This window comes from Panacibacter ginsenosidivorans, assembly GCF_007971225.1.
GTDB lineage: Bacteria > Bacteroidota > Bacteroidia > Chitinophagales > Chitinophagaceae > Panacibacter > Panacibacter ginsenosidivorans.
In genome coordinates, this window is record NZ_CP042435.1 from 2539275 (window position 1) to 2554158 (window position 14884).

Here is a 14884-nt window from a genome sequence, read left to right on the forward strand (position 1 = left end):
GCAGCCCGGCTAAAAAAATTACCTATCGTTTTCACAGCCATTATGAACATGCTGAACCTCATTTATAAAATGTGCAGCATTTGACATAGTTATAGTAATTGCGCTTATTAATTTTAAACCTTATTATAACTTATTTCAATAACCCCACATGAATAAAATATACAGCCTGCTTTTCTTTATTTTCATATTTTTCATACGCGTAAAAGCACAGCCAGATGAAATGTTTCGCGGCAATGCTGCACACAATAAAAACTATGCAGGCCAGGATGATAATGTCTTCAATAAAATTTCCTGGACATTTAAAACCGGTGCTGCAGTTCGCTCAACTGCCATTGCGGTAAATGATATCGTATACTTTGGCAGTAATGATGGCTATCTCTATGCGCTCGAAAAAAAGACTGGAGAACTAAAATGGAAATTTAATTGTGGCAGTTCGGTATCATCATCACCCGCTTATTCAACAGGACTGATTTATATACTAAGTGAACAACAAATTTTGTTCGCTATAAATGCTAATGATGGAAACCTCAACTGGCAAAAATCAATCGGCGAAGACAAACCATATGACTGGGGCTTTGATTATTATTTCCCATCACCTGCTATTAATACAGATACATTACTAATTGCCTCTGCAGATGGAAAAGTATTATCGCTTAATAAACAAAATGGCAAAAGCTATTGGGAATTTAAAGCACAACATTTTATACGTGCCACACCTGCGTTGAAAGACGGATGGATATATATTGGGGATACAAACGGAGATATGTATGCCCTTGATTCAAAAACAGGTAAACAAAAATGGGTATATAAAACATTCGGCTCTTTACTTAATAATGACACTATTGGTTTTGACAGAAAAGCAATTCTTGGTTCTGCAGTTGTAGAAGATGATGCAGTTGTATTTGGCAGCAGGGATGGGTTTCTTTATTGCGTAAATCGTTTTGATGGAACCTTGCGCTGGAAATTTGATCACAAAGTATCATGGGTTATTTCTTCTCCATCTGTTGTAAACGGGCATGTAATTACAGGTACATCGGATGGGCATTTTGTACAATCTGTAAATATTAAAACAGGGCAGGAAAAATGGCGAACATATGGCACCGCACCATTATGGTCATCGCCTCTTGTAGTTGGTAATAATGTTTACATTGGAGGTAATGAAGGCGTGCTTTATTGTATTGATATTAATACCGGCGAAAAGCAAGCGCATCCCTTTTGTATCAATTCGAAAATATTCTCTTCACCTGTTGTGGGTGATAACAAGATGTATTTTGGTGCAGACAATGGTTTATTTTATTGCCTGGAAAATACAGTAATTAATAAAAACTCTTTGAATCGTTATGTTTACTGGGATAAAAAAAATGCATCCATTTTTCTTCGCAATGGGGTTGATATATTGGTGAAAGATTTTTTTTACCGCAAGGGCTATATAGTGATTGATGAAAAAAAGCTGTCTTCATTAGTTACAGAAAATAAAAATGATGGAAGTGGAAAGGTGATCGTATTTGTTTCATCAAAACTGCCAGCTTCATTTTTAAGAACAGATACCATAAATATTTTACACAGCTTTATTGAATCAGGCGGTATTGTAGTGGATATCGGCAATAATTCTCTGGTGTGTGATATTGATTCAAGCAATAATCTGAACGGCTTTAATTACAGACGCTGCAAATCTTTAATTGGCGTCAATTATCCTGCAAATGATCTGCGTAGCTTTGGTGGTTTCTTTTCAGCAACTGCAACAGCAGCGGGAAAGTCAATGGGGATAAAAGATCATTGGACAGCCATATCTCCTATTGATAAAAATGATGCGACCACCGTGCTTGGTATTGATGAAAAAGGAAGAGCATCTGCTTGGATAAAAAATATCGGCAAAGGAAAATTTGTACAAATGTGGGTTGACCAATCTTTTCCTGAAGATTATAATTTTGCCGACGATGTACTCTCAAATATTGAGCGTATGTAATAGTTAGGGGAAAGTCCGTACTGTTTTTTAAAAGCCTTGCTGAAAGAAAAAACATCCGGGAAACTACAGAGCGAAGCGATATCTGTAACAGAATAAATGCCGGTCTTTAAAAGCTCCAATGCATGCTGCAAACGTAACTGCAACATATATTGATAAGGTGATATTTTAAATGCCTGTTTAAAACTTCTGAAGAAATGGTATACGGAAAGGTTACAATGCCTTGCAACCTCAGCAATTTCAGGATTCTGCAGATAATGTGCATGTATAAATTCTCTGCCTGTTAATAAACGTTCGTAGGTCTCTTTGCGTGTAGAAACTTTTCTCGATGAAATATTATTAAGCGAAAAGCAGTTTTGTTTTTCCTGCAATACTATTTCTTCTGTAAGCCGCAGAAACCATTCTTCATTAACAATATCTTCGTAGATCAGGCCATTTTTTAATGCAATAGAAAGTTGCTTTAGTTGAAGGCCCAATTGTGTTTGCCCGGTATTATATACATGCTCAAAAAAGTGCGGACATTCAAAATAACCCGTCATGTAATTATCTAGGTTATGTTCTTCTTTGTGATGCAGCACCGAAAATGTTTCTGCAATCGAAGACGGGCATATATCAATGCAAATACTTTTTACAGGTTGTTTAGATTCAAAATATGCTTTTACAAAAGGTTGTTTGCTGGTTAGCAAAAAATGATTTTTTTCCACTTTGTATTCCTTTTGTCCGCAACGATAAGTAATAGCGCCTTCCACCACATATTTTACACTAAAGCTTCTGAATGCATTATTCGTAAACCACTCTCTAAGTTCAGAATAGTAAATCCTGTCCGTATCGGCTGGCTTATTCAACGATAGTTTATTTTGTTCATTTATCAGGTGCACATAAGGCATAAGTAATATCGTTTTCAATTCTAAGTTATCAACAATTAAAGGCTTTGACCATCCAAAAAGTATAAGCGGCATTAATAGTTTACCATAATAAGCAGCATTTGACAAAGAGCTGTTTTATTATGTTCCGGACTTAAGTAATTACCTGCATCGTTCCTTGCGTCGCACACTTGTACTGAATATTTTATTGCAGCAGTGTAAAGTTGGGCCGGTGGATAAAATCTCTTAACTAAATTTTTACCCCGCTTAAAAAATCAGGGAATAGTTTTTGCGTTATCACTAACAAATCATCCTCCTGTTGCATTTAAAATTTTACACATAGCAAATTGTTAACCTCCTAAAATTTTGATGCAATGAAAAGCCTTATTTATTCCTGCTGCTGCATAAGTTTATTGTTAGGTTTTACATCTTTTCATGATAAACATATTTTACCAAAGGGTACTTATTTATTAGTTGTAGAGAAAAGCAAATATGAATTAAGCGTATATGATGATGATGGCTGGTACGCCACTTACCCAGTTGTATTTGGCAATAAAGATCTTGGAGATAAAATGCGGGAAGGCGACCGCAAAACACCTGAAGGAACATTTACCATTATCAGTAAAAAAGTGCATGAAAAATGGGATAGATTCATGATGCTTGATTATCCTACACAGGAAAGCTATCAAAGATTTTATGAGCGTAAAGCGCATGGCCTGATACCCCAGAATGCAACTATTGGTGGTGGTATCGGTATTCATGGCACATGGCCGCGTGAAGATTATGCTATTGACCGTTATGACAACTGGACAATGGGCTGCATAAGCATGAAGAATGAAGATGTGGAAGAATTATACAATATGATACCCGTAGGAACAAAAGTACAAATAAGAAAATGATTACTCGTTCAAAAATGTTGTAATGTTTTGCATCCATTTATCATGCTCATTCTTGCAAAGACTCTGATGTCCTGAATTTGCATACACAACCAATTTTTTTTCCTTAGTGCCAAGATTATTATAAATAGTATTTGTTTCTTCCTGCGTTACACGAAAATCTTCCTGCCCCCATTGTAATAAAGTTTTGCAGTGAATATCTTTTACATATTCAACGGGCTTATTTGAAAATGCCCAAATGCCAAGATCTGTGCCGCCCCAGAATGCAAGAAAAGTACCCAACGGTTCATCGGGCAAATTCATCACCCTTACAAAACCTTCTGCCGCATCATGCATAGTGCCAAAAGGCATTTCAAGAATTATTTTTTTTGGTTGAATGGCGCTGTAATCATGCATAGCTTTTGTTATGGTTGCCGCACCCATTGATATGCCATACAGCACAATATTCTTTGCACCGTTTGCAACAGCGTAATCATAAGCGGCTTTTACATCTTTGGCTTCATTATAACCAACACTACAAGTGGTGCCTTCACTTTCACCATGATCACGAAAATCAACCGTTAAAATATTCCAGCCAAGCCCATAGAATGCTTCGGCTTCTTTTGTAAGCCCACTACGGCAACTGCCATGCCCATGAAACATAATGATCGTTCCTTTTGCGGCAACAGCATTATTATGCAGCGTGCTCCATGCTGCAAGTTGCAAGCCATCTTCGGTTATAATTTTTACCGTGCTGTGTGGTATATGCAATGAATCAACCACTTTGCTTTTTGGAACAGGTGTACCAAATAATACTGCGCCTACTTTTATAAAAAGGCCCATCTCCGCTGGGTTTTGACGTGGTGCATTATCTACAAAGCGGGTGAAATGGTAAGCCTGAACAGCGCAAACAATATTGAAAAAAATGAAAATAAATAAAAGTATATAAGCAGTTTTTTTAAGGAGCAGTTTCATAAACGGTGTTTGATCTTTAAAATAATAACGAAACATATTAGGTAAAGATTTTGCTAACCGGCTTTTGTTTTATAAAGCTGCCTGTTATTTCATTTTAGTATTTGTGAATACTGCATAGTAATTTTTTTAGCTGCAGTATTTCATAGCATCATCGTTGTGTCACTCATTTGTGCGTTCATAACAGCAATCTGCAGCCAGGTATCAGCATTCAGTCGTTAAAAACGTTTTAGCTTGAAACATGGCTGTTGCTTGCTGACATCTAAGCTTCAGTACAAGAGTGCGACGCAAGAAAAGCTTAATAGCGGTACAAATGCCAGGTAAAAAAAACCTGCACTTTTTGCAGGCAGTTATCTACTCTATATTAGTTTGTACATACTAACTAATCATCTCTGCACCAAAATATTTATGCAGTACCTGCGGAATTTTTATTCCATTTTCGGTTTGGTTATTTTCAAGTATGCTTGCCAGTATACGCGGCAATGCAAGTGAACTTCCGTTAAGGCTATGTGCAAGTTGCGTTTTACCATTGGCATCTTTGAACCTGCATTTAAGACGATTTGTCTGATAGCTTTCCATATTACTTACACTGCTTACTTCGAGCCAGCGTTGCTGTGCTGCACTGTACACTTCAAAATCGTAGGTAAGTGCACTGGTGAAACCCATATCACCGCCACAGAGTTTTAAAATGCGGTAAGGCAGTTCAAGGCTTTGTACAAGCCGTTCTACATGATGCACCATTTCTTCCAGTGCGTCATAACTTTTTTCCGGATGTGTTATTTGTAATATCTCTACTTTTTCAAATTGGTGCAAACGGTTTAACCCACGCACATCTTTTCCAAAACTTCCTGCCTCTCTTCTAAAGCAGGGAGAATATGCCGTCATTTTTATGGGCAGCTCATTTTCTTTTAAAATTTCATCGCGATAGATATTGGTAAGTGGTACTTCAGATGTTGGAATAAGATAAAAATTGTCTTCTGTTACATGATACATCTGTCCTTCTTTATCGGGCAACTGGCCGGTGCCATAAGCGCTTGCTTCATTTACCATGAATGGCGGAATAAATTCTGTATATCCAGCGGCAGTATTAAAATCAAGAAAATACTGTATCATGGCGCGTTGCAGTTTGGCACCTTTGCCTTTGTAAAAAGGGAAACCACGACCGGTGACTTTTGAGCCAGTTTCAAAATCTACGAGGTCATATGTTTTTATAAGATCCCAATGCGGAACAGCATTGGCCGGAAGATTAATATTGTCTACGCCGCCAGACCTTACCACTACGTTGTCCTCAGCAGAAGTGCCCGGAGGTACTAATGCGGATGGTAGATTGGGCAGCACGACCAATTTTTCCTGCAACGATTTTTCTGTTACAGACATTTTTTCATTTAGCTCACCAGCTGTTGATTTTAGATTTGCAACGGTTGCTTTTTGTTCTTCTGCCTCATCTTTTTTGCCCTGCCCCATTAGTTTGCCGATCTCTTTTGAGGCCACATTTATTAAAGCTTGTGTATTATCAAACTCGGCCTGTAATCTTTTACGTTCATCATCCAATGCAATAATCTCATCAACCAGTTCCGTTTGCTTAAAGTTTTTAAATGCTAACCTTTCCTTTGCCCAATCAGGTTTCTGGCGCAATACATTTACCTGTAACATGCAAGAATATTTTGCCGCAAAGATAAGGCCGACAAGAAACAAGGGACAAGAAAACAACAAATGGGTTCAGTCTTGGCTCTCGTATTTTAAAACTTATTCTTTTACTCACTTACCTTTGCGCACTATGCAAAATGTGAACGATGATCTGCAGCAACGCTGGTGGAACCTGGAAGCTAAACTGGCAGAGCGTTTTGGAAAGAAACCCGACCTGGAAGCTATACTCTTCCTGATAGGTATGCAGGAAACCAGTTTCATGAAAGAAAAAATTACCAAAGAACAGAAACAAGACCTGATGCATGTGGCTGTTTGTACCGTACTTTCCCAAAGTGGCTTGTATGCACTGGAAGGGCACGATGAAGATGGCTGGCCACATTTCAAACAACTAAAAGATATGCCCGTTAATGGTCTGATAGAACAGGAAAATTTTTTAAAAGACCATATTTTGCTTTACTTCGACCAGCAAGGATTTTAAAATCACTATTACAGCATGAAAAAAGCAGCATTTATTTTACTGGTGCTTATAGCAGCACAAAACTCGTTTGCCCAAAACGCAAAACCTAAATCAACTACAGCAAAACCTGCTGCAACAGTTTCAAAAGGCAGGCTGGTACAACTCACCACAGATTATGGCGTAATGGTACTTCGTCTTTACGACTCAACGCCGCTACACCGCGATAATTTTATCAAACTGGTTAAAGAAGGATTTTACGATAGCCTGATGTTTCACCGCATTATTCAAAATTTTATGATACAAGGCGGAGACCCGGATAGTAAAAATGCAGAAGCCGGCCAACAGCTTGGGGCAGGAAGTGCCCCGGGCGCAGAACGCATACCTGCAGAGTTTGCGCCTAACCTTATCCATAAAAAAGGTGCGCTTGCGGCAGCAAGAGATAATAATCCGGACAAAGCCAGCAGTAATTGCCAGTTTTATATTGTGCAGGGACAAACTTATAACGATACTGCATTGAACATGATGGAATGTAATGTGCGCCAGGAAAATCCCGGTTTCCGTTTTACAGAGGCACAGCGTAAAGTGTATAAAACAATTGGGGGCACACCTTTCCTCGATCAGAACTATACTGTTTTTGGCGAAGTAATAAAAGGGCTTGAGGTGTTAGATAAAATTGCAGCGGCAGAAAAAGATGGTAACGACAGGCCGCTGAAAGATATACGCATGAAAATGAAAATGCTTAATTAAACCCAGGCTGCCAGTTGTAAAATGTGTACGATTAAAAAGCATCGCGTTTTAAAATTTTTTATTCAATATTTGTACTCCAAAAAAATACAATTATGAATTTTCCTTCCGGATTGAAATACACCAAAGATCATGAATGGATAAAACTGGTTGATGGTAATATCGCATTGATTGGCATTACAGATTTTGCGCAACATGAGCTTGGTGACATTGTATATGTAGATGTTGCCAGCATTGGTAAGGCAATGCAGGCACAAGAAGTTTTTGGTACGGTAGAAGCAGTAAAAACGGTAAGCGATCTTTTTCTTCCTGTTTCAGGAACAGTGTTGGAACTTAATGCAGCCCTGGAGAAACAGCCCGAATTGGTAAACACGGATCCTTATGGTGAAGGCTGGATGGTAAAGCTGGAAGTTGCCAATGTTGCCGATATTGATGCGCTGATGGATGCTGCGGCTTATGAAGCATTGGTAGGATAATCTTAAACTGAACATCCGTACTGTTTATTTGTTTCATGTAGTTTTAGTGCAGGAATTTTTATGAGCCAAACTGAATGCAGCAGTTAAGCTTTTATTGCGTCGCACTCTTGTACTCCAGTCCGGAAGTCAGCAAGGCCAAAAGTCCGAAAGAAGTTAATTTCAAGTAATAGTCTTTGCTGACTTTCCGACTCCTGACTTTGCTGACTTGTATTCTACAGTACAAGTGAGTGACACAACAGGCGATGCTATAAAAAGCTGCAGTTTGTTTAAAAATATATTTTAAAAGATATTTAAGGGATGTAATTATAATGCCGGAAATTGTGAAATACACTGAAGAAGAACTGGTGACGCTTTTAAAAGAGCGCCAGCAAAATGCATTCAGTTATTTGTATGATCATTACTCCGGTGCGCTCTACAATGTAATATTGGCAATAGTTCCGGAGCATGAGCAGGCAAGCGATGTGTTGCAGGAAGTGTTTGTAAAGATCTGGCGTATGAGTGAATCTTACGATGCAACAAGGGGCCGTTTGTTTACTTGGATGATGAATATAGCACGGAATGCTTCTATTGATGTGATACGCAGCAAAAGCTACCAGAACAATCAGCAAAACCGTGAGTTAACAGAAACCGTATATGAGAGCGGTGGCAGTACAGCGACCAACATCGATAAAATTGGCCTCCGCAAACTGGTTCATACCTTAAAGGATGACTACAAAGTACTTGTAGAGCTTTCTTACTTCGAAGGATTTACGCAGGATGAAATTTCCAAAATGCTGAATATTCCTTTAGGGACGGTGAAAACCAGGCTTAGGGCTGCATTATTACAATTACGTGAATTAGTTAAAAATTAAGTGGACACAAAAGCATACATAGAAAGTGGGGTTATTGAAAGCTACGTGCTTGGTCTTGCCAGCGCCGATGAAGCGGCTGAGCTGGAATTGCTCTGCATGCAACATGCCGATATCAAGAATGCTGTGGATGAATTTGCAGCATTGATAGAAGCAAATGCTTTTAATAACGCGGTTACACCTCCCCCAACGGTGAAGGATAAAGTGATGCTTGCACTTAGTGAAGAGTTTGAGAAAGAAAAAAATAAAATTGTTCCTGTTATTCCTTTGCATACCGGTAATACAGATGCTGAAACAGTGACGGTTGCACCAAAACCAACATGGCGTTATCTTGCTGCTGCATCAATTATTTTATTGGTTGTTAGTACAGCGCTGAATTTTTATTTCTACAGCAATTACAAAACAAGTAATGAGAAATATGTAGCCTTATTAGAAGAGCGCAATAGTCTGCAGGCAAAGAATGATGTGAACCTGACCAGGCTTAATGATTATGAAGAAAGCATGCACATTATTCAAAACCCTGATGTACAGAAAATAGATCTGCCAGGTATAAAAGGTCATGAGAATACTTTTGCTGCAGTTTATTGGGACAGTAAAACAAAGGATGTTTATTTACTGCCCGCAAAAATGGATGCTCTTCCTTCTGATAAACAATACCAGCTTTGGGCAATTGTTGATGGTAAACCCGTAAGTGCCGGACTGGTAGAAGATTGTAATGGTTTGTGCAAAATGAGCAATGTGCCCAAAGCATCCATGTTCGCTATTACAGTGGAGCCGAAAGGTGGTAGCCAATCACCCCACCTTGATGCAATGGTTGTTGCAGGTGCTGTTAAAATATAAAGCTATCTCCTTTTGTTTAAATCCCCCTCTGTTATTATGTTTAGCCTGTAGAAATAACTGGTAATAACTTCCACATTTTAACTTACACTAAACATGAGGTTCAATAGATATTTTCATTTGGCATGTTTTTGGAAAAATTATGTTTCAAAAATTGAAACTTATGAAAAAGAAAGCATTGTCATTACTTATGATCGGCGTAGTTATTTCGGGAGCTTTAATTGCGCAGCAGACTGAACCCAAAGTCAATCCGGGAGGCATTTATATAAAAGGAGGCTATAACGCCGCTAATATTTCTGTAAATAAAGACGGGTCTACCAATGACGCAAAAACATTAAGCACATTCCATATTGGAGCAATTGCAGATATTCCATTGGCACCTGTACTGTCTTTTCAAACGGGATTGCTATTAACTGGTAAGGGTGCTAAATCAACTTTCTATGCAGATGCCAGCGATCATTCTGATAACTATGTAAAATCTACATTCAACCCGTTATATCTGGAGTTACCAGCAAATCTTGTAGTTAAATTTCCTTTAGGTAGCGATGTACGTTTATATGCCGGTGCAGGCCCTTATGCAGCGATGGGTATTGGCGGTAATTCAAAAACAGAATCGTCATTACTGGGTGTAAAATCATCAACAAGCGAAGCTATTAAATTCAACAACGATAATCCATTAACTGACCAGCAGGAAGGCGCACGTTATGACAGGCTAAAAAGATTTGATGTTGGTATCAATGCACTGGCAGGCATGGAGATCAGCAGATTTGCACTTGGGGTTAATTATGGATGGGGTTTAACGAAAATAAATTCTACACAAACAAATAATAGCACAGATAATAACAAGTACAGAACATTTAGTGTAGGTATTGGTGTAAGATTATAATATATTAAGCAAATCAATTTAAAACAAAAAGGCTGATCAAAAAATTGATCAGCCTTTTTGTTTTATAGAAATAAGTTTTTTAAGTGATAATTCCCTGCACCACTTTTCCTGAAACATCCGTTAACCGGTACCTTCTTCCCAAATGTTTAAAGGTTAATTTCTCATGGTCTAAACCAAGTTGATTTAGGATGGTAGCATGAAAGTCGTGCACATGCACAGGATCTTTTGCAATATTGTATCCAAACTCATCTGTTTCTCCATAAACACCTGGCTTTATTCCCCCACCAGCCATCCAAACTGTAAAGCATCTTGGATGATGATCTCTTCCATAATTATCTTTCGTTAATTCTCCCTGGCAATAATTTGTTCTGCCAAATTCACCACCCCATATTACCAATGTTTCATCAAGCAAACCGCGTTGTTTAAGATCGGTGATTAATGCAGCACTTGCCTGGTCAACATCTTTACACTGACCAACAATTTCTCCAGGCAAATTATTATGACCATCCCAACCCTGGTGATACAATTGCACAAAGCGTACACCATTTTCTGAAAGTTTTCTTGCAAGCAAACAATTGGCCGCATATGTGCCGGGCACTAAACATTCCGGTCCATACATTTTTACAATTGATTCCGGTTCTTTAGTCAGGTCTGTAATTTCAGGTACTGCGGTTTGCATTCTGTATGCAAGCTCATACTGTTGGATCTTTGCAGCAATTTCAGGATCGCCAAATTCTTTATAACTTTCTTCATTCAACTCGCCTAATTTATCCAGCATCTTTCTGCGATCTTCTCTTGTTATACCATCGGCATCATTCAGGTAAAGCACGGGATGCTCACCACTACTGAATTGTACACCCTGGTATGTTGAATCTAGAAACCCATTCGTCCAAAGCTTTGAATAAACACCTTGTCCATTTCCTTTTCCTTTCGAGAGCAACACACAAAACGACGGCAGATTTTTATTCTCTGTTCCCAAACCATAACTCACCCATGCGCCCATGCTTGGTCTGTTACCAACCTGAGCGCCTGTTTGAAAAAATGTAAGTGCAGGATCATGATTAATTGCTTCTGTAAAAATGGTTTTTACAATACAAAGATCATCTGCAATTTTTGCTGTGTGCGGAAGCAATTCACTAATGTATGCGCCTGCCTGTCCATACCTGTCGAATTTAAAAACAGTTCCTGCTAACGGAAATTTTTTCTGATCAGCAGTCATACCTGTTAAGCGCTGTCCCATACGGATGGATGCAGGCAGATCCTGTCCATGCATTTGTTGGAGCAAAGGTTTGTAATCAAAAAGATCAAGTTGCGATGGTGCGCCATTCTGAAACAGATAAATTACTCTTTTTGCTTTCGGTGCAAAATGTGGAAGCCCCGCCATCACTGCATCTTCTTCTTTGCCGCTAAACAGATCAGGTATCAACAATGAACCCAACGCAACACTTCCCACGCCAAGACTTAATCTTGATAAGAATCTCCTTCGATTCATGTTCAACCTGTGTTCTATAAATTCTTTTGACATAGTGTATAAGTAAAAAGTCAGAAAATCATGGAGAATATTTTTGTTGCCAGCTTTTATTCTTCATGTGATCGTCTGTTGTGTCACTCACTTGTACGTTCTATACTTTAATCGTCATTACGAGCCACATGAATAGCTTTTGAGCTTTAGCTATGTGGCGTGTGGTAATCTCGTGCAAAAAGTAAGAACATAATTCCAACAGATAGCCACATCGCCCTACACACATTATCTACGCTTCGCTCCCCGCTATGACGATTCTTATTCAACAGTACAAGAGTGCGACGCAACAAAAGCTAAATATTTATTCTGTCGCCTTGGGGCAAAAAATAAATCTTCATACTCTTTATAATCTCACCCAAATCCAGGTTCAGACTACGTTTTAGTAATGCTCTCTTCTAAATTGTAGATCATCTCTATCACTTTCATCAATGCTGCTGATTCTGTTTTATCTGCTTTATCATTCATTGGATATTCGCCAACTTTCAGTGTAGTGTCTGCACTTAATTTCTTTTGCTGAAATGCTACAAGCTGTTCCGTATAATATTCGTTCAAAATTTTATTTTCATTTTCCGAAGGACGCCTGCACACAATTAACCGGAATGCTTTTGTGATCTTATCTTGTGCAGATGATTGCTGCAGCGCTAAATTTTGTGCAAGCACTCTCGATGCTTCCAGCATGGTTGGATCATTTTCCATGATGAGTGCCTGCAATGGCGTATTTGTTTTGGGTCGGTATACCTGACATTGATCGCGGTTGCTAGCATCGAACATGATCATTGATGGCGGTGGTACGGTAAGCTTAATGAATGTGTACATACCGCGGCGATACAAATCTTCTTTATGATCTTGTTTGTATGTTGCCAAGACGCCACGACCGGATGTTGCGCCTTCCCATAAACCTTTTGGCTGATAGGGTTTCACGCTTGGACCCCCTATTGATTTATTAAGCAACCCACTGCTCGCAAGGATCATATCACGAATAGATTCCGCAGGCAAACGATTACGGGGACCACGTGCATAATACTTATTCTCGGGATCTTTTTCTAATTGTTCTTTATTTGCAACATCACTCTGACGATAAGTTGCAGACATTACCATTTGTTTTACCAAACGTTTAATATCCCAGTTATGTTCCATGAAATCAACAGCAAGCCAGTCGAGCAATTCAGGATGCGATGGCAATTCTCCCTGCATGCCAAAATCCCCCGAAGTTTTTACAAGACCTCTTCCAAAAATTTCCTGCCATAATTGATTTACAAAAACACGCGCAGTAAGAGGATTGTTTTTATCAACCGTCCATGCTGCAAGACCAAGGCGGTTGCGTGGATACTTTGTTGTATCGTATGGAAGTATTGCTGTTGGTGCATGCGGCTTTACTTCATCTGTTGGCGAGCCATATTGCCCACGATTAAGCACATAAGTTTTGCGAACGCTATCTTTCAATTCACCCATTACGGATACAGTCAGCTTACCTGTATCTTTTTTATTGATGAACTGCATTGTTCTTACAATGTCTGTATCATTTAAAGTAAGTATAGGATGCTTTGCAGGCTGCGATACACTTACATCGCCTTCGTATCCAACTTCCTGCGTGTTGTTGAAAAATGCAAGCAACGAGTAATAATCTTTTTGTGGAAATGGATCGTACTTGTGATCGTGGCATTGTGCGCATTCGATGGTAATACCAAGAATGCCTTTACCGTAAGTTTTTGTTTTATCAATCAAATATTCAACACGGTACTCTTCGGGAACAACACCACCTTCTTCTGTGTATTTATGATTGCGCAAAAAACCTGTTGCGAGTATTTCTTCTTTTGTGGCGTTGGGTAACATATCGCCGGCAATCTGCCATGTAATAAATTTATCGTAAGGAAGATTTTCGTTGAATGCATGTATCACCCAATCTCTCCATGGCCATTGCGTACGTATATTATCATCCTGGTAGCCGTAAGAATCGGCATAACGCGCTATGTCTAACCAATGCACTGCCATATGTTCTCCATATTGCGGAGATGCAATTAGTTTGTCAACAATTTTTTCATAAGCAGTTGGAGAATTGTCTGCATTAAATGCATCCATCATTTCGATGGTTGGTGGCAACCCTGTAAGATCGAATGAAACACGTTTTAATAATCTTTCTTTATCTGCTTCTTCATTTGGTTTGAGTCCAATTTTCTCAAGCTTACTTAAAACGAAATAATCTATTTCATTCTTTGCCCATTTTTCATCACTTACTTTTGGCAATGCAACCTTTTTAGGTGCAGTGAAAGCCCAATGTTTCTCATACTTGGCACCTTGCTCAATCCATTTTTTTATTAACTGAACTTCGAAAGGTGATAAGGATGCCAAATGCGAAATTGGTGGCGGCATCATGTATGATGTATCTGTTGAAGAAACTCTTTTATATAATTCAGATTCGTTTGGTTTAAAGGGTACTAAAGCATATGCACCTTTTGTTTCCTTTAACGCTTTGAAAGCACTGTCGGCTATATCTAATCTTAACTGGGCTTTTCGTTTGTTTGCATCAGGTCCGTGACATGCAAAACACTTGTCTGATAAGATTGGTCTTATATTAAAGTTGTAGCTAATGCTATCGGGCATAGTTGTTCCGTCTGCGGCAACTTCATTTGTGTTGCATGCATTCATGAAAAAAACAGCAGCTGACGAAAGCAATAAAATTGTAATGAATATTTTCTTCATATTGAACAAGCGCAGGAAGTATAAAGCTAACGAAAAAATTATCAGCATCGGCTCAATGCTCATTTATTGCTCAATATTGATAAGAATGTTGAAG

13 protein-coding genes are annotated in these 14884 nt (G+C 38.8%); 8 read left to right on the top strand and 5 right to left on the bottom strand.

The window, feature by feature from the left end; genetic code table 11:
- The first annotated feature begins 148 nt into the window (after window positions 1–148).
- A complete protein-coding gene (locus FRZ67_RS10695) occupies window positions 149–1966 on the top strand; it encodes an outer membrane protein assembly factor BamB family protein (protein ID WP_147189546.1) in 1818 nt (605 codons plus the stop codon).
- Here the strand turns inward: FRZ67_RS10695 and FRZ67_RS10700 are convergent.
- On the bottom strand, window positions 1921–2955 hold the full coding sequence (locus tag FRZ67_RS10700) for a helix-turn-helix transcriptional regulator (protein WP_147189547.1): 1035 nt from the start codon (window positions 2953–2955) through the stop codon (window positions 1921–1923). The two genes, FRZ67_RS10695 and FRZ67_RS10700, sit on opposite strands and share 46 nt — an antisense overlap.
- Window positions 2956–3200: 245 nt before the next feature.
- On the opposite strand from FRZ67_RS10700, the gene FRZ67_RS10705 reads away from it, so the two are divergent.
- On the top strand, window positions 3201–3725 hold the full coding sequence (locus FRZ67_RS10705) for a L,D-transpeptidase family protein (protein WP_147189548.1): 525 nt from the start codon (window positions 3201–3203) through the stop codon (window positions 3723–3725).
- Here FRZ67_RS10705 and FRZ67_RS10710 read toward each other — a convergent pair whose 3' ends face one another.
- Both FRZ67_RS10710 and serS read right to left on the bottom strand, forming a co-directional pair.
- The gene (locus tag FRZ67_RS10710; protein WP_158638349.1) at window positions 3726–4676 is read right to left on the bottom strand and encodes an alpha/beta hydrolase; all 951 of its coding nucleotides are present in this window, start codon (window positions 4674–4676) and stop codon (window positions 3726–3728) included.
- A gap of 375 nt (window positions 4677–5051) precedes the next feature.
- Complete coding sequence (serS, locus tag FRZ67_RS10715) at window positions 5052–6326, bottom strand: serine--tRNA ligase (RefSeq protein WP_147189550.1); 1275 nt, start codon at window positions 6324–6326, stop codon at window positions 5052–5054.
- 124 nt (window positions 6327–6450) lie between these two features.
- On the opposite strand from serS, the gene FRZ67_RS10720 reads away from it, so the two are divergent.
- From FRZ67_RS10720 to FRZ67_RS10745, 6 genes are all read left to right on the top strand, one after another.
- The gene (locus FRZ67_RS10720) at window positions 6451–6798 is read left to right on the top strand and encodes a hypothetical protein (RefSeq protein WP_147189551.1); all 348 of its coding nucleotides are present in this window, start codon (window positions 6451–6453) and stop codon (window positions 6796–6798) included.
- A 15-nt stretch (window positions 6799–6813) separates the two neighbouring features.
- On the top strand, window positions 6814–7524 hold the full coding sequence (locus FRZ67_RS10725) for a peptidylprolyl isomerase (RefSeq protein WP_147189552.1): 711 nt from the start codon (window positions 6814–6816) through the stop codon (window positions 7522–7524).
- Between the two features lie 92 nt (window positions 7525–7616).
- Window positions 7617–7997 carry a glycine cleavage system protein GcvH gene (gene gcvH / locus FRZ67_RS10730; protein ID WP_147189553.1) on the top strand — a complete coding sequence of 127 codons (381 nt, stop codon included), beginning with the start codon at window positions 7617–7619 and terminating at the stop codon, window positions 7995–7997.
- 320 nt (window positions 7998–8317) lie between these two features.
- On the top strand, window positions 8318–8848 hold the full coding sequence (locus FRZ67_RS10735; RefSeq protein ID WP_225975575.1) for an RNA polymerase sigma factor: 531 nt from the start codon (window positions 8318–8320) through the stop codon (window positions 8846–8848).
- A complete protein-coding gene (locus FRZ67_RS10740; RefSeq protein ID WP_147189555.1) occupies window positions 8849–9685 on the top strand; it encodes an anti-sigma factor in 837 nt (278 codons plus the stop codon).
- Window positions 9686–9845: 160 nt separating this feature from the next.
- Window positions 9846–10568 carry a porin family protein gene (locus tag FRZ67_RS10745; protein WP_158638350.1) on the top strand — a complete coding sequence of 241 codons (723 nt, stop codon included), beginning with the start codon at window positions 9846–9848 and terminating at the stop codon, window positions 10566–10568.
- 79 nt (window positions 10569–10647) lie between these two features.
- On the opposite strand, the gene FRZ67_RS10750 is transcribed toward FRZ67_RS10745, so the two are convergent.
- Window positions 10648–12093, bottom strand: coding sequence for a DUF1501 domain-containing protein (locus FRZ67_RS10750; protein WP_147189557.1), 1446 nt, complete (start codon window positions 12091–12093; stop codon window positions 10648–10650).
- 369 nt (window positions 12094–12462) lie between these two features.
- A complete protein-coding gene (locus FRZ67_RS10755; protein WP_147189558.1) occupies window positions 12463–14790 on the bottom strand; it encodes a PSD1 and planctomycete cytochrome C domain-containing protein in 2328 nt (775 codons plus the stop codon).
- Between the last annotated feature and the right edge of the window lie 94 nt (window positions 14791–14884).